The sequence below is a fragment of the Bradyrhizobium sp. SYSU BS000235 genome (genome assembly GCF_049747295.1).
In the GTDB taxonomy this organism is placed as follows: domain Bacteria; phylum Pseudomonadota; class Alphaproteobacteria; order Rhizobiales; family Xanthobacteraceae; genus Afipia.
Map to the genome: position 1 here is coordinate 2,408,711 of NZ_JBMHJM010000001.1, position 26,096 is coordinate 2,434,806.

The following is a 26,096-nucleotide window of genomic DNA, read 5'->3' on the forward strand; positions in this document are numbered from 1 at the left end:
TCCCGGTGATCAGTGCCGCGCGCGGGTGTTGGTGAATTTCGCCGGCGTTTGCGTGTTTTCGTCCAGCCGCCAGCGCGCCCGCGGCGCGGTGTCCATGTCGTCGAGTAGACCAAGCGCGAGCCGTTCCGCGCCCGCCCACGCGATCATGGCGCCATTATCGGTGCAGAGTGCGGGCGGCGGCACAACCAATGTAGTCTGCGCTCTGTCCGCGATCGCCTGCAAGGCACCGCGGATCGCGATGTTGGCGGCGACACCACCCGCCGCGACAAGTGCGCTCGGCGGGCCGAATTGATCCTGAAATAATCTGAGGCCAACACGGATACGATCCGCCGTGAGATCAAGCACGGCCGCCTGAAAGCTCGCGCAAAGGTCGGCGATATCCTGCGGCTCGATCGAATCGAACCGTGCGGCTTCGTTGCGCACGGCCGTCTTCAAGCCGGACAGCGAAAAATTTGCGTCGGGCCGGCCGACCATCGGGCGCGGGAACGGAAAGCGCGCGGGGTCACCATACGCGGCAAGCTTTTCGACATGAGGTCCACCCGGATAGGGCAGGTCGAGCATTTTCGCGACCTTGTCGAAAGCCTCGCCGATGGCGTCATCGAGCGTGGTGCCGAGGCGGACGTATTGTCCGACACCCAGCACGGCGACGATCTGGGTGTGACCGCCTGAAGCCAGGAACAAACAATAAGGGAACGGCAGGGGAACCGTCAGCCGCGGCGTCAGCGCATGCGCTTCTAGATGATTGACGGCAATCAGCGGCGTGCCGTGGACCAGTGCAATGGCTTTTGCCGTGGTGAGGCCGACAATCACGCCACCGATCAGACCGGGACCCGCGGCAGCGGCAACACCTGTGAGCGCGTCGAATCGCGTGCCGGCGTCTTCCATGGCGGTGCGGATGATGCCATCGAGCATATCGACATGAGCGCGTGCGGCGATTTCGGGGACCACGCCGCCAAACGGCGCATGTTCCTCGATCTGTGAGCGCACCACATTCGACAGAATTCTGCCGCTGCCGTCGCCACGGCGTTCCACCACCGCGGCCGCGGTTTCATCGCAGGTGGTTTCGATCCCCAGCACCAGTGTGGGTTTGCCGTTTGTCAATTTCAGTCCTTGCCTTCGCGATCAAACCGGCGTTTCCCTCGTCTTGCCAGAGCTTTCGCGGCTACCGTCAGCCTGGCATCGTTCCAAGGGATCATAAGCCGTTCATGATCTTTAAATGGTCCTTGGGGTTCATAACGTGAAATCGTCACGCAAGCCATCCTTGCGTGAGCTTGCTGGAGCCCAGCATTTGGTGAAACGCATTTCTTGCTGGAGTCATGCATGGCCGTTCTCGTGACACGCCCCGCGCCTGACAATCAGAGGACGGCGGCAGCCTTGCTTGCGCGAGGATATCGGGCGCTGTTGTCGCCGATGCTTCGTTTTGAAGCCCTGGCATTCCAGGATGACGGTCTCGCCTATGACGGTATCATTCTGACCAGCGCCAATGCGGTTCGCGCCCTTGTTCATCACCCGGCAATGGAGCGCCTCGTGGACCTGCCAACATTTACAGTGGGCGAGCAGACGGCTGAAGCGGCGCGGCGGGCGGGATTTCGTAACGTCATCAGTGCGAAGGGTGATGCTGAGGCGCTCAACGAACTTATCGTCGAGACGGCTGTCGCGGGGAAAATAAAAAAGAACGGCGCTGCCCTCTGCTATTTTGCGGGCGCGGATCGGGCGCGCGATCTGTCCGGTGACCTGAGCGCGCATGGTTTCGTGGTGACCACCCATACGGTCTATCGCATGGCTGCAGTAGAGGATCTGTCGCCGGAGGTGAGTAGTGCTTTCGCTTCGGGCGGGATCGATGCGGTGCTGCATTATTCCCGTCGAACCGCGCGGGCATTTGTCGATGCGGCTCGAATCGACGGCGTTGAGATTTCCGCCTTGGCTTTGCCGCAATGTTGCATCTCCGATGCCGTTGCTGCGGTGCTGCGCGAGGCAGGGGCCGCGCAAGTCATTGTGGCGCGTACGCCCGATGAAGACGCCGTTATCGAGACCCTCAACAGGACAATACAACCATCGTTGCGGTAAGATATCGCGTCGAATCTGATAGGTTTCGGCGACAGGAGTAAAGTTCGATGGATGACAACAAGCCAGACGAGGCAGGTGCGCCGCCTGCGGGAGGTTCGCGCAAGCGACCGCCGCCGACCATCGAATTAACCGCCGCCGATGTTTCTGAAAGTCCTCGGCCCGCCGATGAAGCAAGCGCGGCTGCACCGGATGGTGATCAATCCGAGCAAGCGGCGCCGGAAGATGGCGACGCCAATAACAAGCCGTCGCCGCGAAAATTCTCGACGCGCTCTCGCCTGCTGCTGGTGACGTTGCTGACCTCTGCCGCAACCGGCGCATTTGCTGCGGGGCTCGTGCTTGGTGCGGCCTACATCGCAGGGTGGCAAAATACAGCAACTCAGCCTGTCGTCTCTCCACCGGTCGCCACCAACGATGCATCGGCCCGGGCGGACATTGCTGCGCTCGGTGCACGTGTTGCAAAGGTCGAGTCGAACGCCGCAACGACGGCCTCCTCTTCCGTTGATGCTGCTGTCATGGCGCGTATCGATGGGTTGGAAAAGTCGATTGCCTCATTGAAGAGCGATATCGCTGCGGCTCGCGGCCAAAGCGACAAGGCGGTCGCTGCGCTCGATGATCTCAAATCCGCGCCACGCGATAGCGCTGCACCAGCAGCCGATGTGTCGACGATCGAACAACGGCTCGACAAAGTCGAGCAGGCAACCGTTGCGCTGTCAGCAGTCGCGAATGCTCCTGCGCCGCAGCCGCCAACAGAGGATCCTGCGCTGCGCCGCGTGGCTGCGGCGACCTTGCTTGATTCACTGGTCCGTCAGGGCGAGCCGTATGCTGCGGCGCTCACTGCAGCGAAGTCCTTGGCAAGTAATGCCAACACGTTGAAACCTCTGGAGGCGTTTGCCGCGACGGGCGTGCCATCGTCACGCGTCTTGCTGCGGGAACTTGAACCCTTGTTGCCGAAGCTCGCACCTAAACCGGAAACTGCTGCAGCTCCCACGGGGATGTTCGATCGTTTGCGACAAAGTGCGGCAAAGTTGGTGCGCATTGAGAGGACGGATGTCGCTGCGGGCGGCAACGGCGCGGTGATCGCGCGTGTCGCTGCGGCGGCCGGGCATTCCGATCTCGACGCTGCGAAGCGCGCTTTGATGGAGATCCCGGCGGCTGATCGAACTCCTGTTCAATCATGGATCGAGAAGGTCGACGCGCGCGATGCCGCGCTCGCGGCGTCCCGGCAATTTGCCTCAGACACAATGACAGCGCTTTCAGCCCCGGCGCGATAGGGAATTCGATGATCCGGATCATTCTGTTTCTTTTTCTGATTGGTGCAGTTGCTCTAGGGGCTGCGGTCATTGCGGATCAAACCGGCAATGTCACGCTGTCGTGGAGCATCTGGCGGGTCGAGACATCGCTGCCGGTGCTGGCTTTGGCGTTTCTCATCATCGTGTTCGTGGCGATGCTGCTGTGGTCGATGGTGAGCGGTGTGTTTGGCACGCCGGAGCGGATTCGCCGGATGCGGCACACTCGGCGTCACGCGCGTGGGCGCCACGCCATCACGCAGGGGTTGATCGCGATCGGCACCGGCGATCACTTCGCTGCGCGCCGTCATGCGGACGTCGCGCGGCGTCTCGCGCAGGAGGATCCGCTGGCGATGCTGCTGCATGCGCAGTCGGCGCAAATGAACGGTGACCGTGAGGGCGCTCAGCGCGCGTTTCACGCTCTCGCCGAGCGCAAGGACACACGCTTGCTGGGGTTGCGCGGGCTCTTCATCGAGGCGCAGCGGCGCGACGATCTGATCTCTGCGGTCGCCTTGGCGGAGGAGGCACTGAAGGTTGCGCCCTCGGCCGCCTGGGCCTCCCATGCCGTACTTGGCTTTCGTTGCAGCCGCGGCGATTGGGACGGCGCACTGAAGATTCTCGAAACTGATCTGGCTTCCGGATTGATCGATCCGGCAGGCTACAAGCGTCAGCGCGGTGTGCTGTTGACGGCGCGTGCGCTGGATGTTGAGACGAAAGATCGCGATCGCTCGCGCGCGAGCGCGATGGAAGCCATCAAATTCGCGCCGACCCTGGTGCCCGCAGCGGTGCTGGCGGCGAAGTTTTTGAGCGAGCAGGGGCAGGCACGCCGGGCGATGCGAATCGTCGAAGACGCCTGGCATGCCCAGCCGCATCCGGATCTGGCGGATGCTTACGCCCACATCCGTCTTGGCGATTCTGCGGTTCAGCGGCTTACGCGGGTCGAGAAGCTGGCGGCGATGTCGCCTGGCCATATCGAAGGCGCGCTTGCCATTGCGCGCGCCGCGATTGATGCCGGTGAGTTCGCCCGGGCCCGCGAGGCGCTCACGCCGTTTGTCGCAGCTCCTACTCAGCGTGTTGCGATCATGATGGCGGAGCTGGAGCGCGCCGAGCACGGCGATGGCGGCGAGGCGCGGAGCTGGATGCTGCGCGCGGTTCGTGCTGCGCATGATCCCGTGTGGACCGCTGACGGCTATGTGTCGGATCGCTGGCGGCCGGTGTCGCCGGTCACGGGCCGTCTCGACGCGTTTCAATGGCTGACCCCGGTGGCGGCACTGCCGTCGGACAAGGCGCCGGTCATTGAAGCTGACATCATGAAGACGGTTGTGAACGAACCAGTGATCACATCGCTTCCCGCAGCCGTTGAGACAGACGGCGTGGACGAGGCGAACGAAGCAGACGCGAAAGACGCCTCGCCGGTCGCTGAGGCGATTACCCAGGACAATTCGGCGACGCAGGACAATGCTGCCGAAGTTTCACCGCCTCCGGAGCCAGCAGCTTCTGTTCCGCTGCCACCGCCCGCTCCGCCCCCTATTGCCGCGGTCCCGCCGCCGGTGTTCCGTCCGCGGCGTGAATTGGAAAAGCCGGATTCCCAATCCATTCCGGCGGTGATTCCCATCATCCGGGCGCCTGACGATCCCGGCGTGGAGGATGAGATTCGCCGGGAGGAATTTGACGATGAGATGAAACCGCGCGGCGCCCAGGAGGGGGGCTGGCGAGGATTTTTATCCCGACTTGTCAGTTGATTAGCGGTTTCCCGCGTTGATGTTCTTGCAAAGCAGCGCGCTGGCCGATATCAGGTGCGGGTACCGGTTCTGGAGTTCGCCGCAATAGCTCAGTTGGTAGAGCACGTCATTCGTAATGACGGGGTCACAGGTTCGAGTCCTGTTTGCGGCACCACCGGCTTCCTTCCTCAACCATTCATTTCCATTTCTATTCAGTCGCCCCGCGCCGCCAGCGCGCTGGCGTGACGCCCATGCGTTGCTTGAAGGCGCGCTGGAAGGCGGCTTCGGATTGGTAGCCGACCGCTTCTCCCACGGCGCCCACCGAGGCCGATGATGTCCGCAGTTCATTGGCGGCCAGCGTCATGCGGATATCGGCCAACAGGTCGCTGGCGGAACGGCCCAATCGTTCCTGAAAATAACGCGCAATGGTGGCGCGGGACATGTTGCAGAGCTCAGCCAATTCCGGAAGCGTCCATGGCCGCGCCGGTTCGAGAAACAACGCGCGCAACGCGGGAGCGAGGCGAGGTTGGCCGGCGAGAGCCAGCAGGCCGGCGGGCGCTTCACCCGATTCGCTGGAGAAGCGCAATGTCAGCGCGAAAAGAGCGGCGGAGAGCGCGTTGAGCATGGCCTGTCCGCCGAGGCTTTCGCTGGCGGCTTCCGCCCGCATCAGCTCCATCAGGGCTGTCAGCTGAGCGCCGGTCCCTGCCGGTCCCGCTGTGTCACTGGATTTTGCCGTACGTACGATCAGGCGTGGCGGCAGGTAGCTCAGCAGCAGGCGATCGTGCGGGGGCGCGAGCATGAAGCGCCCGCAGAGCATATCCAGCCGCGCACCTGTTCCTGCATTCTCGCTGATGATGAAATTGAGGCCGTTGCGGTCGGTGGCCTTGTTCGCGCGCTTGCCGCTGCCGTCATGCAGGACGTGCGCACCGCCATGAGGCAGCAGCAGGATATCGCCCGCACTCAAATGCTGCGGCGGACCGCCGTCCAGATCATCCAGCACCGCCGAGCCCCCGACGATCACGTGGTATGGCATCTCTCCGGCGTCGGACACCTCGTAGGCCACCCGCCACGGCGCGCCATAGTGACAGCGCAGTTCGAGCTGGCCGCTGACGGGCATCATGGTGAGCAGGTTGCTGAGCCAGTCCATCGGAGGATCCTTCGCAAAATGAGACGATGGAGCATATTATTGAGATAAACTAATATCAACAGTCTCAATTCGGCTTTGTAGGGTGACACCGTTGCTTCAACAAACCCTCGCACAAAGGAGTGTCACCCATGACCCGCATTGCTACCCCTTCCGTTGAATCCGCGACCGGCGCCACCGCTGACGTCTATGCCCAGATCAAAAAGGCCGTCGGCAAGGTGCCGAACACGTTTGTCGCCATTGGCGCTCATGGTCCGGCGGCGCTGAAGGCGATCCTGCAGGCTGACGCCGTCCTCGCGGCGAGCTCGCTCAGCAAGCAAGACCAGGAAACCATCAAGCTGCTGGTGAGCGAAGTTGCAGGCTGTGATTACTGTGTCGCTGCGCACTCGCTGCTTGGCAAGATGACGGGTCTTGCGCCCGACGTTCTGAAGCAGATCCGGGCCGGTCTGCCCACCGGCGATGCCAAACGCGATGCGCTGGTTCGTTTCGTCGACAACCTGGCGCAGACGAGCGGCACCATCAGCGACAAGGAGTTCGCGGCCATCAGGGCCGCCGGCTACACCGATCAGCAGTTGGTCGACATCAGCCTGGCGATTGCCGTGACGACCTTCACCAACGTCTTCAACCGCATCAACGACACCGCCATCGACTTCCCCGCGGTCGCTTAAGCGACCGCCGCCGGAGACGTCACGGCCTCGCAAATTTTAGGAATAGAACAATGAACGCTCTCATCACAGGTTTTCTGAAGAGTGACCTCGACTACCACTTCGTTCGTGCATCAATGGTGACCATCTTCCTGTTCTTCGGCTACCAGAAGTGGTTCGACTACGAAGCACAGATCCTGATCCCCTATATCAGCAATGGTCCGCTGATTTCATGGATGTACCCTGTATTCGGAATCCGCGGCGCCAGCACGTTCCTCGGTGTCGCCGAATGGACCTTCGGCGCCCTCATCTTCGCCGGCTTCTGGAACAAGACGGCTGGTGTGCTCGGTGCGCTGGGATCGATCGCGACCTTCATCGGTACGGTCACCATCATTCCCTTCATGCCGGATGGCTGGGCTGAATCCGCCGGTGGCTTCCCGGCCATGGTCGGCAACGTCCCGTTCCTGATGAAGGATGTCGTTCTTCTTGCTGCATCAGTCTACTTGTTGAAGCAAGATGTCGTGCGCGTGTCGGCCGCACGCGGCTGACATGGTCATGGGCCTGATGCAGCGGCCGGCGGGATCGAACATCCCGCCGGCCACTGCATATTTCGGCATGGTTTGTCGCAACGGCATTCGCCGGATTTCTGATCAGTGCGGTCGCTGACCGTGTTTCGAGCGCTTGCGTGGCACGGCTTTCATGTCTGGCGTTGTTGGCTGGAGGGCCTTGCGAGATTCGATCAGCGCACGGTCATAGCCCGGAGATGTCGTGGCCGTCGGCGGGCGAGCCGCCGCCGGCGACACGGCCATCCAACTCCCGAGTGCCAGCACGACACAAGCGGCTGCAATTTTGACTGGCGATTTCATAGGCACGTTCCTGTACTTGCAAAGACGAACCAATACGTCACGGACACAATCGATCTTTAAACGTGGTGCATTTCTCGTCCAGTCCTGCTGCCGCCGTCTGCGACATTGATCATGGAGAGCTACGGCGAATTGATTGAAAACGGTCGCCGGGCACGCCAGATAGATGCAGGGCGACCATCGGCCCGCCCCAGTTGTATGGTCCAGTTCGCTGAACTCTCGACCGCGAGGCGCCGCGTGAGCATTGCTGAAAGTTTCGATCCGTCGATGCAAAGCAAGCGGCTTATTCCGCCGCGGCCGCCGCTGGCGCCGGAAAATTTGTCAGCGTTCGATCGCCTGTCGCTGATCCGCAGAAACGCCATCGCGAGCTGGAGCAAGGAGGCTTACGAAGAAGACATCGTCCGCGGGCGCTTCTTCCGCCGCAGCAGCTTCATCCTCAATACGCCGGAGACGATCCGGCATGTTCTGGTCGACAATTACGAGAACTATACAAGGACGCCGGCGGGCTTCCGCGTCCTGCGGCCGATCCTCGGCGAGGGTCTTTTGCTGGCTGAAGGCCGCACATGGAAGACCCAGCGCCGGACGCTGGCACCGGCCTTCTCGCCGCGGGCGGTCTCGCTGCTGGTGCCGCATATGGTGTCTGCGACCGATGATGCGCTGGCCGCTCTCGATGCCAAGTGCGGATCGCCGGTTGATTTGCGCGAAGCCATGCAGCATCTCGCGCTTGATGTTGCCGGGCGTACGATGTTTTCGTTCGAGATCGCGCGGCATGGCGCGGCGCTCCGCGGCTTCGTCAATGATTACGGCGCGCGTCTCGCGCAACCACGCCTCCTCGATCTCCTGCTGCCGCTTGGCTGGCCGACCCCAAAAGACATTTCGCGCGCGCTGTTCCGGCGCAAATGGACCCGGTTCATGAGCACGCTCATCACTGAGCGCAAGGCGAAGGGGGTGGAGGGCAATGCCCCACGCGATCTGTTCGATCTGATGGTCGCCGCGCGCGACCCTGAAACCAATCAAGCATTCACCGATGCACAGTTGGGCGATCAGGTCTCGACCATGATCCTTGCCGGCCACGAAACCACGGCGGTGGCTCTGTTCTGGGCGCTTTATCTGCTGTCGCTTGATCCTTCGACACAGGAGGAGGTCGCGCGAGAAGCGGGGCCGGTGGTGGCTGCGGGTGGCGTGCCGGATTTTTCCCGGCTGACTTTTACGCGCGCCGTCATCGACGAAACCTTGCGGCTCTATCCGCCTGCGTTTCTGATCGTACGGGCCGCCCGCGGCCCGGATGTGGTCGCCGGCATTTCTGTCGCTCCAGGCGATGTGTTGATGATTGCGCCATGGGTTTTGCATCGGCATGAAAAGCTTTGGCGTGACCCGAACGTGTTTGAGCCGACGCGTTTTTTGCCGGGCAATCCGCCGCCCGACAAATTTGCCTATTTACCGTTTGGCGTCGGTCCGCGTGTTTGCATTGGTGCACAATTCGCGATCACCGAAGCCACGCTGGTGCTGGCGAAATTGATCGGGACATTCAAGGTCGAGCTTCTCGACAAGGCGCCGATCACGCCGATGGCTGTCGTCACCACGCAGCCTGATCGCGCTCCGATGTTTCGGCTTGTGCGGCGCTAGCGTCTTCGCCCGACGCGTTTTCCTCACGCGAATTCGCTCTGGCCTTGTGATGCACATTGCGCTGCAGCGGAATTAAATTCCTAAAGGCGACGCTCTGTGCGTCTCATCCCAAAGTCGGATGACGGTTGAACGTGAGGCGCGTCGTAGCGTCGCATCACGCCGATCATTGTTGCAAATCCCCGGCGCAAGCCCTTGTCTTGCGATCAATCACAAGAAGCCAAAAGGCTGACTTTAAGCAGGGGAGAACGCAATGACTGTATCCAAGAAGGACAAGCCGACGCGCCGCCGCTTTTTGAAAGTGGCCGCGGCGGGTGCGGCTGCAACTGTCGCAACACCGGTGATCGCACAGTCGCAAGGACCGATCAGCATGCGCTGGCAGAGCACCTGGCCGGCGAAAGATATCTTCCACGAATACGCGCTCGACTACGCCAAGAAGGTCAACGACATGACCGGCGGCGATCTCAAGATTGAAGTGCTGCCGGCGGGCGCGGTCGTTCCGGCGTTCGGTCTGCTCGACGCAGTCTCCAAGGGCACGCTCGATGGCGGCCATGGCGTGCTGGTCTACCACTACGGCAAGCAGACCGCGCTGGCCTTGTGGGGATCCGGTCCCGGTTATGGGATGGACGCCAACATGCTGCTCGCCTGGCACAAGTACGGTGGCGGCAAGGAGCTGCTGGAAAAACTCTATGCGTCGATCGGCGCGAATGTCGTGTCGTTTCCCTATGGACCGATGCCGACGCAGCCGCTCGGCTGGTTCAAGAAGCCTGTCACCAAGGCGGATGATCTGAAGGGCACGAAATTCCGCACTGTCGGCATTTCGATCGACGTGTTCACGGGTCTGGGCGCCGCAGTGAACGCGTTGCCTGGCGGCGAAATCGTCTCGGCGATGGACCGCGGCCTTCTTGATGCTGCGGAATTCAACAACGCATCCTCGGACCGCGTTCTCGGTTTCCCCGATGTGTCCAAGGTCTGCATGTTGCAGAGCTACCATCAGAATGCCGAGCAGTTCGAGATCATGTTCAACAAGACCAAGTACGACGCGCTGCCTGAGAAAATGAAGGCGATTATCGCCAACGCAGCCGAGGCGGCCAGTCAGGACATGGCATGGAAGGCGATCGATCGCTATTCCAAGGACTACGAGACGATGCAGACCAAGGATAAGGTCAAATTCTACAAGACGCCTGACTCGATCCTGCAGAAGCAACTCGAGGTTTACGACGAGGTCGTCGCCAAGAAGTCGGCGGAAAATCCGTTGTTCAAGGAGATCGTCGAATCCCAGGTGGCGTTTGCCAAGCGCGCAACGCAATGGGAGCAGGATACAGTGGTCAACCGGCGCATGGTTTATAACCACTATTTCGGACCAAACGCCAAGAAGAAGACCTAACGGAATCTCTTTCGCGATTGAGGCATCATCCGGGATCAAAATCCCGGGTGGTGCTTCGTATCGTTTCAAGAGTTTTTGACGATCCTCATACTTTGGCGGGCGCAAATATATGAAAGCGCAACGTTTACTATACACCATCGACGGTATCAGCACGTGGACCGGAAAGGTCGCGGCCTGGCTGATCATCGGTCTGATGACTCTCGTGTGTGTTGAGGTGTTCAAGCGCTACATCATCAACATGCCGACCGCGTGGATCTTCGACGCGTCCAATATGCTGTATGGCACCCTGTTCATGATCGCGGGCGCCTACACGCTGGCGCAGAACGGTCACGTCCGCGGCGATTTCCTTTACAGTTCGATGCGCCCGCGCACCCAGGCCCTGCTGGACTTCGTGCTCTACATCGTATTTTTCCTGCCCGGCATCGCAGCGCTGGTTTATGCCGGCTGGGACTACGCCTACGACTCCTGGCGCATCAATGAGCATTCGAACGTGACCGCGGATGGTCCTCCGGTCTACCACTTCAAATTTATGATCCCGTTGGCGGGTGCTTTGCTGCTGCTGCAAGGTTTCGCGGAGATCATGCGCGCCGTCATTTGTCTCAGGACCGGGGAGTGGCCGGATCGCCTGAAAGACGTATCCGAGATCGACGTCGTCGAAGAGCAACTCGCTCAAAGCGAATACGTCGATGAAGCATCGCGCAAGATCGCGATCGAACAAGCACAAAACATTGAAGAAAGCGCTCGGCAGCGTGGTATGGGCGGGGAATTGAATCGATGAGCGACCCAGCACTTGGCCTTCTGATGCTCGGACTCATCGTGGTCGTGATCATGATGGGCTTCCCCACGGCCTTCACGCTGATGGGCTTGGGCATGTTTTTCGGCCTCTTTGCCTATCACCGCTCGGGAGAGGCATGGGGTGACAACCAGATCTTCGATCTGATGGTCCAGCGCACCTATGGCGCGATGACCAACGACGTACTGATTTCCATCCCGCTCTTCGTGCTGATGGGCTACGTGATGGAGCGCGGCGCGCTGGTGGACAAGATGTTCTACTCGATCCAGCTTGCGTTCCGCCGCCTGCCGGCCTCGCTCGCTGTGGCAACCCTGATCGTCTGCACATTCTGGGGCATTGCCAGCGGCCTTGTCGGCGCGGTCGTGGTGTTGATGGGCGTGATTGCTTTCAATCCGATGCTGAAGGCCGGTTACGACGTGAAACTCGCGTCGGGCGTCATCACGGCGGGCGGCACGCTCGGCATTTTGATTCCGCCGTCCGTCATGATCATCGTCTACGCCGCCGTCGCGGGGCAGTCGGTCGTCAAGCTTTATGCCGCGACGATGTTTCCGGGGTTCTTCCTGGCGCTGCTCTATCTGATTTACATCATCGGCTGGGCACTGCTGAATCCCAAGATTGCACCAAAGCTTTCCGAAGAGGAGACGCGTGTTCCGGTGCGGCCGTGGATCGGTCAGCTTCAGCAGATCTACTCCCGCAAAATGCTGCCGGCGCTGCTGGCTGCGGTCCTCGCACCATCGAAGGCGCTAACCATTACCGCCGACGGTGTGCGGGTCGGCTACTCGATGCTGCTCAAGAATCTTGGCTTTGCACTGGTGCCGTTGGTGCTCACGGTGGGAACGCTGTGGGGGGCGTGGTGGTATGTCGTGATCCACCAGCAACCGGACATCGCATCGCCCACCGCGACTGTCGTTGAACAACTAGGCAGCGGAGCCGGGCAGTCGACCGGCGCGGAGCCTGTCGAAGAAAAGCTCGAGGAATTGGGTGGCGGCTCGTCTGGTGCCTCAAGCTCTGAAAACGAAGGGGCGTCAGAGACCCTGCAACAAATGGGCAATGCCGGTCTGCAGAGCAGTGGAACGGCGGCGCCCGCGGCGGCAGGTCCGCCGCCGCAGTTCTATACTTATTTTGCCTTTACGGCGGCCATCCTGCTGCTGCTGTTGGCCTACTATTATTGGACCATGGAGGCGGAGCGGTTCGAGGTCCTCCGGCTGTTGATTACGTCGGTGATGCCGCTGGGCATCCTGACCGTGGTTGTGCTTGCGGTGATCCTGCTCGGCATCACGACCGCGACGGAATCGGCGGCGGTTGGTGCCGCGGGTGCGTTCCTGCTCGCGTTCCAGGCGCGCACATTGAACTGGAAGCGCACCAAGGAAGCCGTATTCCTCACCGCGAAGACGACATCGATGGTGTGCTGGCTGTTCGTCGGCTCCGCCCTGTTCTCGGCGGTGTTCGCCATCCTTGGCGGCCAAGCGTTGCTGGAGAGCTGGGTGCTGTCGCTGAACTTGACGCCGCTTCAGTTCATGATCCTGTCGCAGGCCATCATTTTCGTCCTCGGCTGGCCGCTGGAATGGACCGAGATCATCGTGATCTTCGTGCCGATCTTCCTGCCGATGCTCAAGCATTTCGGCATCGATCCGATCCTGTGGGGCGTGCTGGTGTTCGTCAATCTGCAGGCGGCGTTCCTGTCGCCGCCGGTGGCGATGTCGGCCTTCTATCTGAAAGGCGTGGCGCCATCCCATGTCACGCTCAATCAGATCTTCGGCGGCATGATGCCCTATATGCTGATCGTCATCGTTTGCATGGTGCTGATGTACATCTGGCCGGGGCTGACGCTCTGGCTGCCGGAATATCTCTACGGGAACTGACAGGCCGCGCCGCTCGCCGGGCGGTGGAACGTCGATGGATGATACGAAAATGTGACAGGCGGCCGTTTTCGCGGCCGCGTTAGGTCGCATGGGTTGCTTGGATACGCATCTGTTCTGCCGTAAAATCGGTCCATGAACGACGTCCAATCCCTTTTTTCCGTCCTGAAGCAGACCGCCGATCCGAAGGTGGTCGATGCGATCGAAGATCTGATCAAGACCGGCGCTGACCACGAGTTGAACCGGATCAACCTGATTGAGTTCGCTGCCAAGGCGCGTCTCGGTGAAGAGCCGGTTATTTCGGGTTTCCTTCATGCCTCGCGGCTGGGGATCTTCGACCTGACATGGAATGTGCTGTGTCCGGGATGCAGCGGCGTGCTCGGTGCGCATGACACGCTGAAGCAACTTCGTCCCGAAGACTATCACTGCGGGCTCTGCGCGGCAGGTTATGAACCTTCGGTCGACGATCAGGTCGAGGTCGCTTTCACCGTCAGTCCACGGGTGCGGCGCATCGCGGCCCATGATCCGAACACTTTGCCGAGTTGGGACTACTGGCGGCAGGTTTTCTGGAGTTCGGGAATCGATATCTCGGAAGATTCTTTTGGCCGCCTCATTGACGAGGCGACGCTGGAGGCGATCGAATTGCCGCCCGGCGAAAAAGCAGTGCTGTCGCTTCAACTGCCGGCGGAATTCGTCATCGTCTTCGAACCCGTCACCCATTCGGCGCTGTTCCTCGACGTCAAGGGCGAGGCGTCGCGTGAAAAGCAGGCGACGTCGATGATCTTCGACGGCGTGCATGCGCCGACCGGCACGATTCCCATGCATCCGGGTCCGTTGCGTCTGTCGCTGGAAAATCAAACCAAAGCGCGTGTGCTGCCTTCGGTATGGATTGCGGGTCACGCGCTGCACGACCTACTCGGCAAGCGCAAGCCGATCGTCACGGCGAAGCGGATTCTTGCGAATCAAACGTTCCGCGACGTGTACAAGGCCGACAATCTCAACATCGATCAGCGCCTGAAAATTACCTCGCTAACGTTCCTGTTTACCGATCTCAAGGGCTCCACCGCGCTCTACGAGCGGGTCGGTGATCTCGCGGCATTTGACCTGGTTCGGGCCCATTTTCGCGCCTTGCTGGAAATCATCGCGTCAGAAGCCGGCGCCGTGGTGAAAACCATCGGCGACGCTGTGATGGCAACCTTCGTGCGGCCCGAACAGGCCATTGCGGCGGGCTTACGCATGCGCAAAGCCATGGATGCCCTCAACGAAGAGCGCGGGACGCAGGACCTGCTGGTCAAGATCGGAATCCATGAAGGGGCCTGTCTTGCGGTGATGCTGAACGACAGGCAGGATTACTTTGGCCAGACGGTAAATATTGCCGCGCGGGTCCAGGGGCAGGCCAGCGCCCAGGCCATCAATGCGACCGGTCCGGTGGTAAAATCTCCCGCGGTGATGGAGCTTTTGCGCAAGGCCGATCTTTCTCCGGTCGAGAAAAGCGTGGAATTGCGCGGGATTTCTGACAAGGTCGTGATCTACGAAATCCCGTAGCGGCCATGCCCGATAAACACAGCGGTTTTGGCCATAGCCAGATCGGGCTATGGAGCTGGAACCCCGCAAAGATTGCCAGAGTTTCATTTTCAGGCCATAGAACATCAAGGTTCTGTAGCTTAGATCGAAGGGCGTCTGCCCCCTGTTGCCGATAGCAAAGATTGATGCTGGACAAATTACGCCACTTTATCGCGGACGTCGTTTCCCCCTCCGGACATGAGACTCGCAGCTTCGGCGACGGTGATTACCGTCTGGCGGCGACTGCGCTTCTGATTCATGTGATCTCGCTTGATGGGCCGCCGTCCGAGGTCGAAAAGAAAAAGCTTCATACTTTGCTTGAAACGCGTTTCGCGCTCGACCCCGGAACGGCGGACAAATTGATTGCCGACGCAACGCTCGTCGAGGGGGAGGCCGTTGATCTTTACCACTTCACCAGCGTCATCATGCGTTCCGTCGATGAAGTGGGCCGGTTGCGCATCATTGAGATGATGTGGGAGTTGGTCTATGCCGACGGCAATGTCAGCGAGTTCGAGGACAACATCGTGTGGCGCGCAGCAGATTTGCTCGGCATCTCGTCGCGCGATCGCGTCAACCTCAAGCGCAGCGTTGCTGACAGCCAACTGACCTCGGACAAGACAACATAATTCCTGCAGGCTTTCGCCTTATTTGCACGACGCTTCCTGTCTTTTCAGTTTCGCATTACAAAAACGAACCATAACAAAGTATAGGCATGACCGAACGCGTCACGTTAATCACCGGAGCTTCATCAGGCATCGGCGCAGAACTGGCGCGGATTTTCGCCATGCATGGCAATCGCATTGTCCTGGTGGCCCGCCGCTCTGATCGCCTCAGGCAACTCTCGGACGAAATCGTTGCTGCCGGGGGCCCCAAGCCCTTCGTCATCACGTGCGATCTGCATCAGCCGGACGCCTGCGATTTGATCGCTGCGACGCTGGCCAAGATGGGTGTCGAGGTCGAGACGGTCGTCAACAACGCAGGCTTCGGGCTGTTCGGCGAAGCGATGGAACTGGATCGTCATCAGCAGCTCGCGATGGTGGATCTCAACGTTCGCGTCCTGACCGATCTATCCCTGCGGTTTGCCGAAAGCCTGGTTCGCCATCGCGGCGGCATCCTCAACGTCGCGTCGATTTCGGCGTTTCTTCCCGGTCCGAGGATGGCGGTGTACTACGCCACCAAGGCCTATGTGCTGTCCTTTACCGAAGCGATGCGCGGCGAACTCGGCCCCAAAGGGGTCCGCGTGACGGCGCTTTGCCCTGGACCGGTTCCGACGGAGTTCCAGGGCCGGGCTGGATTTAGCCCTGGGTTTGATTCCGCCGTGCTCAATGTTTCGGCAGCCGCCGTGGCAAGAGCCGGTTACCGCGGCCTGATCGCCAACAAGCGGCTGATCCTGCCGGGCGTCGGCGTCCGTATGATCCCGTTTTTGCTGCGGTTTGCGCCACGGAGCCTGGTGCTGGCATCGGTGTCCAAGGTGCAACGGAAGCGCGGCTAGCGCAGACCTTCTTTGCGACAGTACGGCAACAAAATATTTCCAAATTTGGTATTCGATACGTTAGCTTTATTGCGCCGGGACCGCCCGAAGAAGAAAAAGCATGTTGCTACCTGACAAGGATCGACCGTTCGCCGCCTTCAAGCAGCCTCGTCAAAGGCAGGTGGGAGGCTTTGCCTCGCCCCTTGATCCGGTTCTGATCGTTTTGCATGGGCCACTGTCGACCCCGGGCCGGGTTGGGAACGCTCTGCGCGCCTTTGGCCATCCGCTCGATATTCGCCGCCCGGTCTTGGGTGACGCGCTACCAGAGTCTCTCGAGGGTTATGCCGGCGCGGTCATGTTCGGCGGACCCATGAGTGCCAACGACGGCGATGATTTCATCCGCCGGGAGATCGATTGGCTGGCTGTTCCGCTGAAAGAGAATAAGCCGTTTTTGGGGATTTGCCTCGGCGCGCAGATGCTGGCGAAGCAACTCGGGGCGCGGGTTGCACCTCATCCTGAAGGCCGTGCCGAAGTCGGTTACTATCCGATCCGTCCCACGGACGTCGGCTCGCAAGCCTGCAAGAAATGGCCGTCCCACGTTTATCACTGGCACCGTGAAGGATTCGACCTTCCAGCCGGCTGCGACCTGCTGGCGGAAGGCGACGACTTCCCAATCCAGGCATTTCGCACGGGGCGTTGCTTCGGCATCCAGTTTCATCCCGATGTGACCCAGGCCATGATGCACCGGTGGACCACGCGCGGACATGAACGAACACTGATGCCGGGTGCGCAACTGCGCGCGGCGCACTTCGCCGGCCGCATGGTTCACGACCATGCCGAACGGGCCTGGCTCTGGGCATTCCTCGACAATTGGCTGCATCGCCCGCCGCGTGCTGGAGCGTGTGCGAGCGATGCGGAGATGATCCCGATCACATCGCTCGCGGCGGAGTAAGCGCTACTCGGCGGCGCGCGTGACGATATCGATCTCCGATGTCAGCGTGCGATGCACCGGGCATTTGTCGGCGATTTCGAGCAGCTTCTTGCGCTGCTCCGCATCGAGATTGCCTTCCATTGTAATGGTTCGGTCGATGCGGCTGATCATGCCTTCCTTCGTCTCGCAGGTTTCGCAGTCCTTGGCATAGATCCGGTTGTGCTTCAGCGTCACCGTGGTGCGCTCCAGCGGGATTGATTTCCGCTCCGCATAGAGCCGCATGGTCATGGATGTGCAGGCGCCGAGACCCGCAAGCAGGAAATCATAAGGACCGGGCCCGCTATCGAGACCGCCTGCGCTCACCGGCTCGTCGGCAATCACACGGTGTTTGCCGACCAGGATCTCCTGCTGCAGCTCGCCCGCGCCTGTTTCGCGAACCACCACCCCATCGGGAATGGCGTCCGCAGATGGCGCCTCAGTTGCGGCCGGCGCGTCGAGATAACGCGCGGCCCATGCGGCCACCATGTCGGCCACGTAAAGAGCGTCTTGTTTCTTCGTCAGCAGGTGATCGGCGCCAGCCAGCGAAACGAAACTTTTGGGATGCTTGGCCGCGATGAAGATCTTGGTGGCATTCTCGATGCTGACGTAATCGTCGGTCGGGGCATGAAAGATCAGCAGCGCCTTGTGAAGTTTTCCGACGGTGTCCAGCAGGCGGTGTTCGGCGACGTCATCGAGAAATTCGCGTTTGATCCGGAATGGGTGGCCGGCGAGCGAGACCTCGACTTCGCCTTGCTCGCGAATCGCAGGAATGTGGTCTTTGAAAAGATGCGTGACGTGAGCGGGGTCTGAAGGCGCTGCGATCGTGGCGACGCACTTCGCCTCGGGAATTTGCGCTGCCGCCGCCAGGATCGCCGCACCGCCGAGGCTGTGGCCGATCAGGATCGACGGTGCCTGGTGGGCCTTGCGCAGGTGATCCGCTGCCAGCACCAGGTCCGCGATGTTGGACGAAAAGGTACTGTTGGCAAACTCGCCCTCGCTGGCACCGATGCCGGTGAAGTCAAACCGCAATGTGGCGATACCGTGCTGCGCCAGCCCTTCGGCAATGCGTCTTGCCGCGAGGACGTCCTTGCCGCAGGTAAAACAGTGCGCCAGCAGTGCGTAGGCGACCGGCGCGCCCGCCGGCAGATCGAGGGACGCGGCCAGCATCTGGCCATTCGAGCCTGGAAATTGAAATCGTTCGGTCGGCACGGACAGCTCCTTGATTTGCGGTGACACAGAGGACCGCACGGCGGCAGCCCATCGTGGCTGTCGCGTACTCTAATGCATCGGCATGTCAGAAGGAAAAACCGCTTTCGGCGGCGGGGATTTGCGGAGGGCATTTGGTGGAGCCAGGCGGGATCGAACCGCCGACCTCGTCATTGCGAACGACGCGCTCTCCCAGCTGAGCTATGGCCCCTTATCTCGGCACTACCGACCGATAAGTGCGGTCATTTACAGTCCATGCCAACGCCAAGTCAAGAACGGCGAACCCCCGGTTTAGGGCGTTCCCCCCGGGACCTCCCTTGTTTGCGGGGCAGCGAACCGGTATTGAGGCAGCAGTTCCTCACGCGAGCCAGACCCGCCATGCGCGCCATTCTCGACATCATTCTGATCGTTCTCAACCTGTATGTCTGGTTGCTGATCGCCTCGGCCATTTTGTCCTGGCTGATCGCGTTCAATGTCGTGAACACACGCAACCAGTTCGTCGCCTCGGTCGCGGAATTCCTCTACAAGATCACCGAGCCGGTGCTGCGGCCGATCCGCAACATGATGCCGAACTTCGGCGGCCTCGATATCTCGCCGATCATCGTCATCCTGATCATCATGTTCATCCAGCGTGTGATCGAATATTACATCTACCCCAACGTGATCTGATTGTTCGGACGGACCATCCTTGGCGCTGCCGTGGCGATTTTCCGTTGAGGGCGTCAGCGTCGCGATACGGGTAACGCCTCGCGGCGGCCAGGATGCGGTCGACGGAATTGAAACACTGGCCAACGGCCGCAGCGTGCTCAAGGTGCGCGTCCGCGCCATCGCCGAAGGCGGCGAGGCCAATCGAGCCGTGATCGAATTGCTTGCCAAGGCGTTGCGCGTGCCGAAGAGCAGCGTGCGCGTGATGTCAGGCACGACGTCGCGGCTCAAGCAGATCGCGATCGATGGCGAGCCCAGGAAACTGGGCGATGCCCTGCAAAATTTGACGGAGAAAAAAGAGCTCTGATGTCAGCCCGGATCATCGATGGAAAACTGGTTGCCGCCGATCTGCGTGCGCGCGTTGCCGAAGAAGTTACCCGCGTCAAACGCGACCATGGCCTGACGCCGGGACTTGCGGTGGTGCTTGTCGGTCACGATCCTGCCAGTGAAGTCTACGTTCGCAATAAGGCGAAGCAGACCGAGGCCGCCGGCATGACGTCGTTCGAGCACAAGCTGCCGGCTGACACGTCGCAGGCCGATCTCATGGCACTGGTGGCGAAGCTCAATTCCGATCCCGCGGTGCATGGCATTCTGGTGCAATTGCCGTTGCCGGCGGGGCTTGATTCCCAGGCCGTCATCAATGCAATCGATCCAGCCAAGGACGTTGATGGTTTGAACCCGCTCAATGCGGGCCGGCTCGCCAATGGTCTTCCGGCGCTGACGCCGTGCACGCCGCTGGGTTGCATCATTTTGACCAAGACTGTGCATGCGTCATTAGAGGGCATGAATGCCATCATCCTCGGGCGCTCGAACCTGGTGGGACGCCCGCTGGTGCAGTTGCTGCTCAATGAAAATGCCACAGTGACGATTGCGCATTCGCGCACGCGCGATCTTGCGGACATCTGCCGGCGTGCGGATCTGGTTTATGCGGCGGTTGGCCGGCCTGAGATGGTCAAGGGCAGCTGGCTCAAGCCGGGTGCGACCGTGATCGATGTCGGCATCAACCGCTTGCCGGGTGCCGACGGAAAAAATCGTCTGGTCGGCGACGTCGCCTATCAGGAAGCGCTGGATGTTGCGGGGGCAATCACCCCTGTTCCGGGCGGCGTCGGCCAAATGACGGTGGCGTGCCTGCTGGTGAATACACTGCGCGCGGCTTGTGCCATCAAGGGCTTGCCTGCGCCCAGCGTTTGATAGCAACGAAGCGGAGTGGTGAACACTCCGCTTCGTTTAAGTGCGTCTTACTTCGCCTTCTTGGCGCGTTCGATTCCTTCAAGGATCAGCTTGCGCGCTTCAGCGGCGTCGCCCCAGCGCAGCACCTTCACCCACTTCTTGGGCTCAAGATCCTTGTAGTGCTCAAAGAAGTGCTGGATCTGCTGCAGCGTGATGTCCGGCAGATCGTTGTAATTCGTGACCTTGTCGTAGCGCTGGGTGAGCTTGGACGACGGCACCGCGATAATCTTCTCGTCGCCGCCGGCCTCGTCTTCCATGAACAGCACGCCGACCGGACGCACGCTCATTACCGCGCCCGGCACGATGGCGCGGGTGTTGGCCACCAGCACGTCGCAAGGGTCGCCATCGTCCGACAGCGTGTGCGGAATGAACCCATAATTCCCCGGATAGCGCATCGCGGTATAGAGGAAGCGGTCCACCACCAACGTGCCGGCTTCCTTGTCGAGTTCATATTTGATCGGCTCGCCGCCGACCGGAACTTCGATGACAACGTTGACGTCGTCGGGTGGGTTCTTTCCGATAGAGATTGCGTCGATACGCATGACAAACCTTAGTGTGTGTGACAGGCAAATAACCGGAACCCGCCAAGTGCATCAGCATCATGGCGGGAACCAGTTCGTTTAGTGGGAATGCAGTATCAGGCCGTCCAGGCGAAAGCGACCTTGTCGAGCGATTTGCCGCCAAATCGTTCGGATGACCGGGCGACCATCCGACCACCTAAGGTGCGGTAGAATTCAACAGCCGGTTCGTTGTCCGACAGCGCCCAGATCACCATGCTTTTCAGCCCGCTTTGGACCAAATCGCGCTTTGCGGCAGTGAACAGGCGGCGGCCGAAGCCGAGGCCCTGGAACTCGGGGCGGAGGTAAAGTTCGTAGATCTCGCCCTCGAAGTGCAGGCTGCGGGCCCGGTTACGCCCGTAATTGGCATAGCCTGCGATCTTGTCGCCGAACGACAACACGCTGACGCGGCTGCCCTTGCGGATCGCGCTGTCCCACCACTGCGGGCCGCGGCGATTAATCAGTTTTTCGAGTTCGGCGCCGGGGATAATTCCCTGATAGGCAGAACGCCATGCCTCGTCATGCGTGGCAGCAATTGCTGACGCGTCTGACGCTTTGGCCGGTCGGACCTCGATAAGGATCGTGCTCATGGACGCAATCAAAGCAAGTCACGGGCCGGGCTTCAAGGTCCATCATTAATTATCAGTTAATATGTGAGCTTTTTGCATCACGTCGTGCGGCGCCTGTTTCGAAAAGGGACAGAATGGCCTGCAAATCCCGTTGGCGCGGTGCGCATCGGTGGATAATCATCCACGCTGGAATGATTAAAATCAAAATCCCTCGATTTATCGCCCTGTTTGTATCGATCAGTTTTCTGCTCGATCCATCAGCGTCGCTGGCTGAGGTGAAATTCGGCCCGCAGAGCAAGGAGACGTTTCCGAATCGGCGGCAGGAATGGTTGGTGCCGAGTCAGGATCTGATCACACCTTCGCGAGCGGTGTTGTTTCGCCCCGCCGGACAGGGCCCGTTTCGGCTTGCCATCATAGCCCATGCGTCCACGCAGAACCGGCTGCAGCGCGCGCAAATGCCCCAGCCGGAATATTCCGCCTTGGCAGCCACTCTCGTGGCGCGCGGCTTTGCAGTGCTGGTTCCGCAGCGGCCGGGTCACGGAAAGACCGGCGGCCCCTATCTCGAGGACCAGAACGGCTGCGACAACGCGGAGTACACGCTGTCCGGGCAAACCACAGGGGACTCGATCCTGGCGGCGTTGCGTTACATGCGCGAGCAACCGTTCGTGCGAAAGGATGCCACGGTGGTCGTCGGCCATTCCGCCGGCGGGTGGGGCGCATTGTTTCTGGCGGAGCGGGACCCGAAGAGCATCTCTGCCATCATCGTCTTTGCCCCCGGGCGAGGCGGTCTCGCCAATAATCGCGCCGACACCATCTGCGCGTCGGACAAACTTCTCGAAGCTGCTGGTCGCCTGGGTGAGCGTGCGCGAGTCCCGGTGACGTGGTTGGTGGCGGAGAATGATTCCTATTTCCCGCCGGCGTTTTCTGAACGCATGGCCGATGCGTTTCACAGTGCGGGCGGCAAGGTGGACTTTCGCGTGCTGCCGCCTTTCGGCAATGAGGGGCACTGGCTGGCGGAAAGCAAAGAGGGAGGTTTGTTGTCGTCACTGATCGCGAATGCATCGGGACTGAACCTTCAGTCATCTACGGGACAGGAACGAAGCATCGCAAAGCGACGATAACGATGGTCGTCACACCGCCGATGAGCTCGCCAGCACTTCCTTAGCGGCGCGGACGCCGCTTTCCTGCGCGCCATGGGCGGTGGTGAAGAAATTCGGCGATGTTGCCTCACCTGCGAAAAACAGGCGGCCAGTGATCGGTGCGGCCAATGTGGCGCGATCATCGGCATGTCCCGGCAGCGCATGGGAGTACGAGCCGCGCGCAAACGGATCATGCGCCCAGCGCGATTCCCCGATCGGCCTGACTTTCTTGCGAAAATCGGCCCCGATCAGCGCGACAAGCTCATCGATGGCCTGCGCCGCAAGAGCGCCTTCGCCCGCGTCTTCAAGCTGGCGCGCAAAGGAGCCGCCAAAGAAGCCCGCAATGCAGGGCTGACCCAGCGGCCGCAGGTGATAGCTGCCGGTGCCGGCGCGGTCGAGCGCGCCATAGAGATGCCCGTCACGCGGCAGCGCTTCCGGATCGTCCAGCGCCAGCATCACCTTGTCGGCAAGGCCGAGCGGCAGCCCCGCCGCCGCGGCGACCTTTTCAGGGAGGGCGGGCTGAAACCGAATCGATTCATTCGCAATGAGATCGGTCGGTGCTGTGACGATGATCTTGCCTGCAGTGAGCGTGCCGCGCGAAGTCTCGATGCGGATGCGCGGGCCCGAATGATCGATCAGTGTGACCTGGGTATTGAGCGCGACCTTGCAAGGCGCGCCATAGGCCGCGATTAGCGCGCCGTAACCTTTGCTCAGCCGCCAGTTCTCGCCGGTATCTTCATAGGCATCGAAATCGTAGGTCGAAACCTGGTCGAGCTCGCAGCCGTTGATGTACGTGCTGATGGCATCGATCTGTGCGTTCCAGCGATTGCCCGGCTCGAGCCATTTGCTCGCGACCGTATCCTCCGGCAGATCGGACGCGGCCTCGACACGGGCGTCGAATTCATCCATCGCCTTCAGGAAATCATCGCGCTGCTCAGGTGGAAAGCCGAGATTGAGGCTCTGCTCGCGCCAGCGTGGGCGCGTCTTGTCGATCACGAAGCCAAGTTCGTTTGCGATCGGCACGAAGGAGTTCTTGTTTGCGGAATGCAGCCATTCGCAGCCGACATCGAAGATGATGTTGTTTTCCAGAATAGTTGTATGACTGCGGCCGCCGATCCGGTCGCGCGCCTCGAGGATCAGTATTGAAAGCGCCGAATTCTCCAGCGTACGTGCAGCCGCAAGGCCTGCCGCGCCGGCTCCGATAATCGCGACGTCGACGTGAGAGGGAAGGGACATGGCGGCGGTCGTACAGTCATTCAACGTTAAAGGCGACTGACATTATGGCGAACTGAACACCACTCGTCATCCCCTCCGTTGTGATCGAACTCTATTGGTCTTTACCAGCGGCTCAATAAAAATGGCCGGGACAAGCCCGGCCATTTTGGTCTCAGATGACAGATTGTTGAACGCGTTAGCTCGCGAGAGCTTCCTTGGTCTTCTCGGCGCGCTTGCGCTCGTTGGGATCAAGGTGGCGCTTGCGCAGCCGGATCGACTTCGGCGTGATTTCGACAAGCTCATCGTCCTCGATGTAGGCGAGCGCCTTTTCCAGCGTCATCTTGATCGGCGGCGTCAGACGAACGGCTTCGTCCTTCGACGTGGTGCGGATGTTGGTCAGCTGCTTGCCCTTGAGCACGTTGATCTCGAGGTCGTTGTCGCGGGTGTGTTCACCCACGATCATGCCGCGATAGACCCGCCAGCCCGGCTCGATCATCATCGGGCCGCGGTCTTCCAGCTTGAACATCGCGTAGGCGACCGCTTCGCCCTGATCGTTCGAGATCAAGACGCCGTTGCGGCGGCCCTGGATCTCGCCCTTGTACGGCAGGTAGTCGTGAAACAGCCGGTTCATGATCGCGGTGCCGCGCGTGTCGGTCATCAGTTCGCCCTGATAGCCGATCAGGCCGCGGGTCGGTGCGTAGAACACCAGACGCAGACGATTGCCGCCAGAGGGGCGCATTTCGATCATTTCAGCCTTGCGCTCGCTCATCTTCTGCACGACCACGCCAGAGAACTCTTCGTCCACGTCGACGACGACTTCCTCGACCGGCTCCAGAATCTTGCCGTTCTCATCCTTGGTGAAGACGACGCGCGGACGCGAGACGGAGAGCTCAAAACCTTCGCGGCGCATGTTTTCGATCAGGATCGCAAGCTGCAATTCGCCGCGGCCGGAGACTTCCATCGAATCCTTGTCGGCGGCTTCCACCACGCGCAGCGCGACGTTGCCTTCGGCCTCGCGCAGCAGGCGGTCACGAATGAGGCGGCTGGTCACCTTGTCGCCTTCGGTGCCGGCGAGCGGCGAGTTGTTGACGATGAACGACATCGACACGGTCGGCGGATCGATCGGCTGCGCCTGGATCGGCGTCTCGACCGATGGGTCGCAGAACGTGTCGGCGACTGTGCCCTTGGTGAGGCCTGCAATGGCGACGATGTCGCCGGCTTCGGCGAGATCCACCGGCTGCCGCTCAAGACCACGGAACGCGAGGATCTTGGTGATGCGGCCGGTTTCGACAACCTTGCCGTCGCGCGACAAGACCTTGACCGCCTGGTTGGGCTTCACCGAACCGGATGCGATGCGGCCGGTGATGATGCGGCCGAGATAGGGGTTGGCTTCGAGAATGGTGCCGAGCAGACGGAACGGACCTTCTTCCACCACCGGTGGCGCGACATGCTTGATGACGAGATCGAACAGCGGCTTCATGCCGACGTCATGGGAGGCATCCGGGCTGTCGGCCATCCAGCCGTTCTTGCCCGAGCCGTAGAGAATCGGGAAGTCGAGCTGCTCGTCAGTGGCGTCGAGCGCGGCGAACAGGTCGAATACCTCGTTGACCACTTCGGTGATGCGCGCGTCGGGACGGTCCACCTTGTTGATTGCGACGATCGGCTTGAGGCCGAGCTTGAGTGCCTTGCCGACCACGAACTTGGTCTGCGGCATCGGACCTTCTGCAGCGTCGACGAGCACGATGACGCCGTCGACCATCGACAGGATGCGCTCCACCTCACCGCCGAAGTCGGCGTGGCCGGGGGTGTCGACGATGTTGATCTGTGTGTCTTCCCATTGCACCGAGGTGCACTTGGCGAGAATGGTGATGCCGCGCTCTTTTTCCAGATCGTTGGAATCCATCGCGCGCTCGGTCACTCGCTGGTTCTCGCGATAGGTGCCGGACTGCTGGAGGAGTTTGTCGACGAGGGTGGTCTTGCCGTGGTCGACGTGAGCGATGATGGCGATGTTGCGCAGATTCATGGGATCTTCTTCTGGTTTAACGGTCTGGGTGCCCTTGATCTCGGGTTCAACGCAGGCCCAA

Annotated in this window: 25 protein-coding genes and 2 tRNA genes; 18 read left to right on the forward strand and 9 right to left on the reverse strand. The window is 60.8% G+C overall.

All coding sequences use genetic code 11. The features are described 5' to 3' along the window. Positions 1–9: 9 nt before the first annotated feature. Positions 10–1,101 (reverse strand): tRNA (adenosine(37)-N6)-threonylcarbamoyltransferase complex transferase subunit TsaD, encoded by a 1,092-nt coding sequence (gene tsaD / locus ACP0KA_RS11220; RefSeq protein WP_424628863.1) that lies wholly within the window; start codon positions 1,099–1,101, stop codon positions 10–12. Positions 1,102–1,320: 219 nt separating this feature from the next. Here tsaD and ACP0KA_RS11225 point away from each other — a divergent pair, with 219 nt between their 5' ends. The 4 genes from ACP0KA_RS11225 to ACP0KA_RS11240 all read left to right on the forward strand — a co-directional run bounded on the left by ACP0KA_RS11225 (position 1,321) and on the right by ACP0KA_RS11240 (position 5,249). Further along, the gene (locus ACP0KA_RS11225; protein WP_424628864.1) at positions 1,321–2,067 is read left to right on the forward strand and encodes a uroporphyrinogen-III synthase; all 747 of its coding nucleotides are present in this window, start codon (positions 1,321–1,323) and stop codon (positions 2,065–2,067) included. Positions 2,068–2,114: 47 nt separating this feature from the next. Continuing rightward, positions 2,115–3,338: a hypothetical protein gene (locus tag ACP0KA_RS11230; RefSeq protein WP_424628865.1), complete on the forward strand. Its 1,224-nt coding sequence runs from the start codon at positions 2,115–2,117 to the stop codon at positions 3,336–3,338. An 8-nt stretch (positions 3,339–3,346) separates the two neighbouring features. Then, the gene (locus ACP0KA_RS11235) at positions 3,347–5,095 is read left to right on the forward strand and encodes a heme biosynthesis protein HemY (RefSeq protein ID WP_424628866.1); all 1,749 of its coding nucleotides are present in this window, start codon (positions 3,347–3,349) and stop codon (positions 5,093–5,095) included. A 78-nt stretch (positions 5,096–5,173) separates the two neighbouring features. Then, positions 5,174–5,249, forward strand: a tRNA-Thr gene (locus ACP0KA_RS11240). 33 nt (positions 5,250–5,282) lie between these two features. Here ACP0KA_RS11240 and ACP0KA_RS11245 read toward each other — a convergent pair. Then, positions 5,283–6,221: an AraC family transcriptional regulator gene (locus ACP0KA_RS11245; RefSeq protein ID WP_424628867.1), complete on the reverse strand. Its 939-nt coding sequence runs from the start codon at positions 6,219–6,221 to the stop codon at positions 5,283–5,285. A gap of 128 nt (positions 6,222–6,349) precedes the next feature. On the opposite strand from ACP0KA_RS11245, the gene ACP0KA_RS11250 reads away from it, so the two are divergent. Beyond that, entirely contained in the window at positions 6,350–6,886 is a 537-nt protein-coding gene (locus ACP0KA_RS11250) for a carboxymuconolactone decarboxylase family protein (RefSeq protein WP_424628868.1), read from the forward strand. Positions 6,887–6,936: 50 nt separating this feature from the next. After that, the gene (locus tag ACP0KA_RS11255; RefSeq protein ID WP_424628869.1) at positions 6,937–7,410 is read left to right on the forward strand and encodes a YkgB family protein; all 474 of its coding nucleotides are present in this window, start codon (positions 6,937–6,939) and stop codon (positions 7,408–7,410) included. A 102-nt stretch (positions 7,411–7,512) separates the two neighbouring features. Here ACP0KA_RS11255 and ACP0KA_RS11260 read toward each other — a convergent pair whose 3' ends face one another. Continuing rightward, on the reverse strand, positions 7,513–7,728 hold the full coding sequence (locus ACP0KA_RS11260) for a hypothetical protein (protein WP_424628870.1): 216 nt from the start codon (positions 7,726–7,728) through the stop codon (positions 7,513–7,515). A gap of 234 nt (positions 7,729–7,962) precedes the next feature. On the opposite strand from ACP0KA_RS11260, the gene ACP0KA_RS11265 reads away from it, so the two are divergent. The 8 genes from ACP0KA_RS11265 (at position 7,963) to ACP0KA_RS11300 (ending at position 17,373) form a co-directional block, all read left to right on the forward strand. Further along, a complete protein-coding gene (locus tag ACP0KA_RS11265; protein WP_424628871.1) occupies positions 7,963–9,351 on the forward strand; it encodes a cytochrome P450 in 1,389 nt (462 codons plus the stop codon). Between the two features lie 250 nt (positions 9,352–9,601). After that, positions 9,602–10,735, forward strand: a complete 1,134-nt coding sequence (locus ACP0KA_RS11270; RefSeq protein ID WP_424628872.1) for a TRAP transporter substrate-binding protein — start codon at positions 9,602–9,604, stop codon at positions 10,733–10,735. Between the two features lie 109 nt (positions 10,736–10,844). After that, positions 10,845–11,513: a TRAP transporter small permease subunit gene (locus tag ACP0KA_RS11275; protein WP_424628873.1), complete on the forward strand. Its 669-nt coding sequence runs from the start codon at positions 10,845–10,847 to the stop codon at positions 11,511–11,513. After that, positions 11,510–13,390, forward strand: a complete 1,881-nt coding sequence (locus ACP0KA_RS11280) for a TRAP transporter large permease (RefSeq protein WP_424628874.1) — start codon at positions 11,510–11,512, stop codon at positions 13,388–13,390. Before ACP0KA_RS11275 ends, ACP0KA_RS11280 begins: the two co-directional genes overlap by 4 nt. A 132-nt stretch (positions 13,391–13,522) precedes the next feature. After that, positions 13,523–14,932: an adenylate/guanylate cyclase domain-containing protein gene (locus ACP0KA_RS11285; RefSeq protein ID WP_424628875.1), complete on the forward strand. Its 1,410-nt coding sequence runs from the start codon at positions 13,523–13,525 to the stop codon at positions 14,930–14,932. Positions 14,933–15,096: 164 nt separating this feature from the next. Further along, entirely contained in the window at positions 15,097–15,576 is a 480-nt protein-coding gene (locus tag ACP0KA_RS11290; RefSeq protein WP_424628876.1) for a TerB family tellurite resistance protein, read from the forward strand. 86 nt (positions 15,577–15,662) lie between these two features. Then, complete coding sequence (locus tag ACP0KA_RS11295; RefSeq protein WP_424628877.1) at positions 15,663–16,442, forward strand: SDR family NAD(P)-dependent oxidoreductase; 780 nt, start codon at positions 15,663–15,665, stop codon at positions 16,440–16,442. A gap of 100 nt (positions 16,443–16,542) precedes the next feature. Beyond that, positions 16,543–17,373: a glutamine amidotransferase gene (locus ACP0KA_RS11300; RefSeq protein WP_424628878.1), complete on the forward strand. Its 831-nt coding sequence runs from the start codon at positions 16,543–16,545 to the stop codon at positions 17,371–17,373. Between the two features lie 3 nt (positions 17,374–17,376). Here ACP0KA_RS11300 and ACP0KA_RS11305 read toward each other — a convergent pair whose 3' ends face one another. Both ACP0KA_RS11305 and ACP0KA_RS11310 read right to left on the reverse strand, forming a co-directional pair. After that, positions 17,377–18,600 (reverse strand): alpha/beta fold hydrolase, encoded by a 1,224-nt coding sequence (locus tag ACP0KA_RS11305; RefSeq protein ID WP_424628879.1) that lies wholly within the window; start codon positions 18,598–18,600, stop codon positions 17,377–17,379. A 132-nt stretch (positions 18,601–18,732) separates the two neighbouring features. Then, a tRNA-Ala gene (locus ACP0KA_RS11310) sits at positions 18,733–18,808 on the reverse strand. A gap of 167 nt (positions 18,809–18,975) precedes the next feature. On the opposite strand from ACP0KA_RS11310, the gene ACP0KA_RS11315 reads away from it, so the two are divergent. Genes ACP0KA_RS11315 through folD form a run of 3 tightly spaced genes read left to right on the forward strand, consistent with a single transcriptional unit; the run spans position 18,976 to position 20,493 of the window. Further along, positions 18,976–19,266, forward strand: a complete 291-nt coding sequence (locus ACP0KA_RS11315) for a YggT family protein (protein WP_424628880.1) — start codon at positions 18,976–18,978, stop codon at positions 19,264–19,266. A gap of 19 nt (positions 19,267–19,285) precedes the next feature. Further along, positions 19,286–19,609, forward strand: coding sequence for a DUF167 domain-containing protein (locus ACP0KA_RS11320; RefSeq protein WP_424628881.1), 324 nt, complete (start codon positions 19,286–19,288; stop codon positions 19,607–19,609). Next, entirely contained in the window at positions 19,609–20,493 is an 885-nt protein-coding gene (gene folD, locus ACP0KA_RS11325; protein WP_424628882.1) for a bifunctional methylenetetrahydrofolate dehydrogenase/methenyltetrahydrofolate cyclohydrolase FolD, read from the forward strand. Before ACP0KA_RS11320 ends, folD begins: the two co-directional genes overlap by 1 nt. A 47-nt stretch (positions 20,494–20,540) precedes the next feature. Here the strand turns inward: folD and ppa are convergent, their stop codons facing one another. Further along, positions 20,541–21,074 carry an inorganic diphosphatase gene (ppa, locus tag ACP0KA_RS11330; RefSeq protein WP_424628883.1) on the reverse strand — a complete coding sequence of 178 codons (534 nt, stop codon included), beginning with the start codon at positions 21,072–21,074 and terminating at the stop codon, positions 20,541–20,543. Positions 21,075–21,169: 95 nt separating this feature from the next. Next, a complete protein-coding gene (locus ACP0KA_RS11335) occupies positions 21,170–21,679 on the reverse strand; it encodes an N-acetyltransferase family protein (protein WP_424628884.1) in 510 nt (169 codons plus the stop codon). Between the two features lie 170 nt (positions 21,680–21,849). Between ACP0KA_RS11335 and ACP0KA_RS11340 the strand changes: the two genes are divergently transcribed. Further along, entirely contained in the window at positions 21,850–22,779 is a 930-nt protein-coding gene (locus ACP0KA_RS11340) for an alpha/beta hydrolase family protein (protein ID WP_424628885.1), read from the forward strand. A 9-nt stretch (positions 22,780–22,788) separates the two neighbouring features. Here ACP0KA_RS11340 and ACP0KA_RS11345 read toward each other — a convergent pair whose 3' ends face one another. Next, a complete protein-coding gene (locus tag ACP0KA_RS11345) occupies positions 22,789–24,033 on the reverse strand; it encodes a flavin monoamine oxidase family protein (RefSeq protein ID WP_424628886.1) in 1,245 nt (414 codons plus the stop codon). Positions 24,034–24,208: 175 nt separating this feature from the next. After that, positions 24,209–26,035 (reverse strand): translational GTPase TypA, encoded by a 1,827-nt coding sequence (typA, locus tag ACP0KA_RS11350; protein ID WP_424628887.1) that lies wholly within the window; start codon positions 26,033–26,035, stop codon positions 24,209–24,211. Positions 26,036–26,096: the final 61 nt, after the last annotated feature.

Excerpts from the sequence above, each read along its gene's own strand:
- ACP0KA_RS11315 (WP_424628880.1), top strand. The coding sequence starts at position 18,976 with ATGCGCGCCATTCTCGACATCATTCTGATCGTTCTCAACCTGTATGTC.
- ACP0KA_RS11285 (WP_424628875.1), top strand. The coding sequence starts at position 13,523 with ATGAACGACGTCCAATCCCTTTTTTCCGTCCTGAAGCAGACCGCCGAT.
- ACP0KA_RS11340 (WP_424628885.1), top strand. The coding sequence starts at position 21,850 with ATGATTAAAATCAAAATCCCTCGATTTATCGCCCTGTTTGTATCGATC.
- ACP0KA_RS11255 (WP_424628869.1), top strand. The coding sequence starts at position 6,937 with ATGAACGCTCTCATCACAGGTTTTCTGAAGAGTGACCTCGACTACCAC.
- ACP0KA_RS11230 (WP_424628865.1), top strand. The coding sequence starts at position 2,115 with ATGGATGACAACAAGCCAGACGAGGCAGGTGCGCCGCCTGCGGGAGGT.
- ACP0KA_RS11290 (WP_424628876.1), top strand. The coding sequence starts at position 15,097 with ATGCTGGACAAATTACGCCACTTTATCGCGGACGTCGTTTCCCCCTCC.
- ACP0KA_RS11250 (WP_424628868.1), top strand. The coding sequence starts at position 6,350 with ATGACCCGCATTGCTACCCCTTCCGTTGAATCCGCGACCGGCGCCACC.
- ACP0KA_RS11345 (WP_424628886.1), bottom strand. The coding sequence starts at position 24,033 with ATGTCCCTTCCCTCTCACGTCGACGTCGCGATTATCGGAGCCGGCGCG.
- ACP0KA_RS11295 (WP_424628877.1), top strand. The coding sequence starts at position 15,663 with ATGACCGAACGCGTCACGTTAATCACCGGAGCTTCATCAGGCATCGGC.
- ACP0KA_RS11275 (WP_424628873.1), top strand. The coding sequence starts at position 10,845 with ATGAAAGCGCAACGTTTACTATACACCATCGACGGTATCAGCACGTGG.
- ACP0KA_RS11225 (WP_424628864.1), top strand. The coding sequence starts at position 1,321 with ATGGCCGTTCTCGTGACACGCCCCGCGCCTGACAATCAGAGGACGGCG.
- ACP0KA_RS11270 (WP_424628872.1), top strand. The coding sequence starts at position 9,602 with ATGACTGTATCCAAGAAGGACAAGCCGACGCGCCGCCGCTTTTTGAAA.
- ACP0KA_RS11260 (WP_424628870.1), bottom strand. The coding sequence starts at position 7,728 with ATGAAATCGCCAGTCAAAATTGCAGCCGCTTGTGTCGTGCTGGCACTC.
- ACP0KA_RS11235 (WP_424628866.1), top strand. The coding sequence starts at position 3,347 with ATGATCCGGATCATTCTGTTTCTTTTTCTGATTGGTGCAGTTGCTCTA.
- ACP0KA_RS11335 (WP_424628884.1), bottom strand. The coding sequence starts at position 21,679 with ATGAGCACGATCCTTATCGAGGTCCGACCGGCCAAAGCGTCAGACGCG.
- ACP0KA_RS11300 (WP_424628878.1), top strand. The coding sequence starts at position 16,543 with ATGTTGCTACCTGACAAGGATCGACCGTTCGCCGCCTTCAAGCAGCCT.
- typA (WP_424628887.1), bottom strand. The coding sequence starts at position 26,035 with ATGAATCTGCGCAACATCGCCATCATCGCTCACGTCGACCACGGCAAG.
- folD (WP_424628882.1), top strand. The coding sequence starts at position 19,609 with ATGTCAGCCCGGATCATCGATGGAAAACTGGTTGCCGCCGATCTGCGT.
- ACP0KA_RS11245 (WP_424628867.1), bottom strand. The coding sequence starts at position 6,221 with ATGGACTGGCTCAGCAACCTGCTCACCATGATGCCCGTCAGCGGCCAG.
- ACP0KA_RS11280 (WP_424628874.1), top strand. The coding sequence starts at position 11,510 with ATGAGCGACCCAGCACTTGGCCTTCTGATGCTCGGACTCATCGTGGTC.
- ppa (WP_424628883.1), bottom strand. The coding sequence starts at position 21,074 with ATGCGTATCGACGCAATCTCTATCGGAAAGAACCCACCCGACGACGTC.